Source organism: Ruegeria sp. YKSF131, assembly GCF_059612645.1.
The window spans coordinates 1-1287 of sequence record NZ_JBXWQZ010000137.1; the positions used below are offsets into that span (position 1 = coordinate 1).

At 52.2% G+C, this 1287-nt stretch carries 2 protein-coding genes; both read right to left on the minus strand.

Annotated features, from left to right (window positions below):
- Positions 1-198: 198 nt before the first annotated feature.
- Positions 199-1047, minus strand: coding sequence for an ankyrin repeat domain-containing protein (locus AC2FLZ_RS21975; protein WP_496882796.1), 849 nt, complete (start codon positions 1045-1047; stop codon positions 199-201).
- On the minus strand, positions 1044-1287 hold a 244-nt coding region (locus AC2FLZ_RS21980), incomplete at its 5' end, for a hypothetical protein (RefSeq protein WP_496716581.1). The genes AC2FLZ_RS21975 and AC2FLZ_RS21980, both read right to left, overlap by 4 nt.

The window sequence follows — 1287 nt, forward strand, 5'->3', positions numbered from 1 at the left end:
GCCTGCTGCCGGTCCAGACCCTCGATAAATTGCGTCATCAACAACCTCCGTACCGAATACGGAAATTATACCATCAGTCCGGTCAAAATAGGGGAGTTTTCACACACCCTCTCCGCAAAGCAGACGCCCAACGAGCTCTTTCTGATGGCTGCTTCTGACCTCACCAACGCGTATCCTACGCTCAATTTCGATTGGTTGTTAAGGCAATGCGACCGGGTTTTCATCGAGTGTCCGGAGGTAAGAAATCAAGTCTGCGCGATCCTGATCAAACCAAACTCCATCTAAGTCCATCTTTGTTCCCGGAATGTATTCTCGTGGACGCCCAAGAAACGAGTTTAGATTGTCGTAGTCCCAGACACCTGAAATCGCTGACAAAGCCGTCGAGTACTCGTAGCCATCGTACGAGCCAATGGTGCGCCCGAGAACTCCCCAAAGTGGCGGACCTTCATTGGCTTGAACTTGCCCATTGTTCTCCAGGCTGTGACAGGCTTTGCAGGCACCTGCCAGAGTTTCTCCTCGGCCCCTATCGGCATTACCAATCAAGTGCTTCACACTAGGGATACTTGCACTTGTATGTACGCCAGCATCCAATAGCATGGTCACGATTTCGTCGTGCCCACGCAACGAGGCGAAATGCAGTGCTGTCCCAAGCCAAGGATCCACGACAGTTGGATCAGCACCGGCTTCCAAAAGCAATCGAACAACTTCTGTGTGTCCGTTGCTTGACGCAACATGGATTGGGTATGCAAGAGTTTTTTCGTACTCAGCATTGGGAAGAGAGTAGTTTGGGTCGGCCCCAGCCTCCAACAGGGCCGCGACCACGTCCGTACGACCGAACCGAGATGCTACTACGAGTGGTGACGAACCTTCAAAACGAGCGCCTGTGGTGCTCGGCAGATCCACCGGCACTCCTTTTTCGATTTCTGACATAACTTTTGCGACATCGCCTTTTCTAGCCATCAAGTGGATCATTTCAGCGAAACTTGTCGACATGGTGGCGCATAGCGCAGCCACCCCCGCGAGAAATGTTTTCCAAGTTCTGTTCATTGCGGCATCCCCCCGGTTGTGGGAGCCTTAATACCACAACTAGTCGTCAATTTCATTTCTTGCAAAGAGTGGCCGCTTTGTCCGCATGTGAGACGTAGAACAGGAGCGCAGCGAATGTCCGGATTGGATCGATATTGTTGAAAAACAACGTGTTGCTGGCGCAGAGAGAGGCGTACCGAACTGAGCGCGAGTGCCTTTCTTGTCAGGCTTTGCTCGTTTGCTGCGGTGCGGGAAAGATCT

Coding starts and splice junctions, on each gene's coding strand:
- AC2FLZ_RS21975 (WP_496882796.1), bottom strand. CDS start 1,047: ATGAACAGAACTTGGAAAACATTTCTCGCGGGGGTGGCTGCGCTATGC.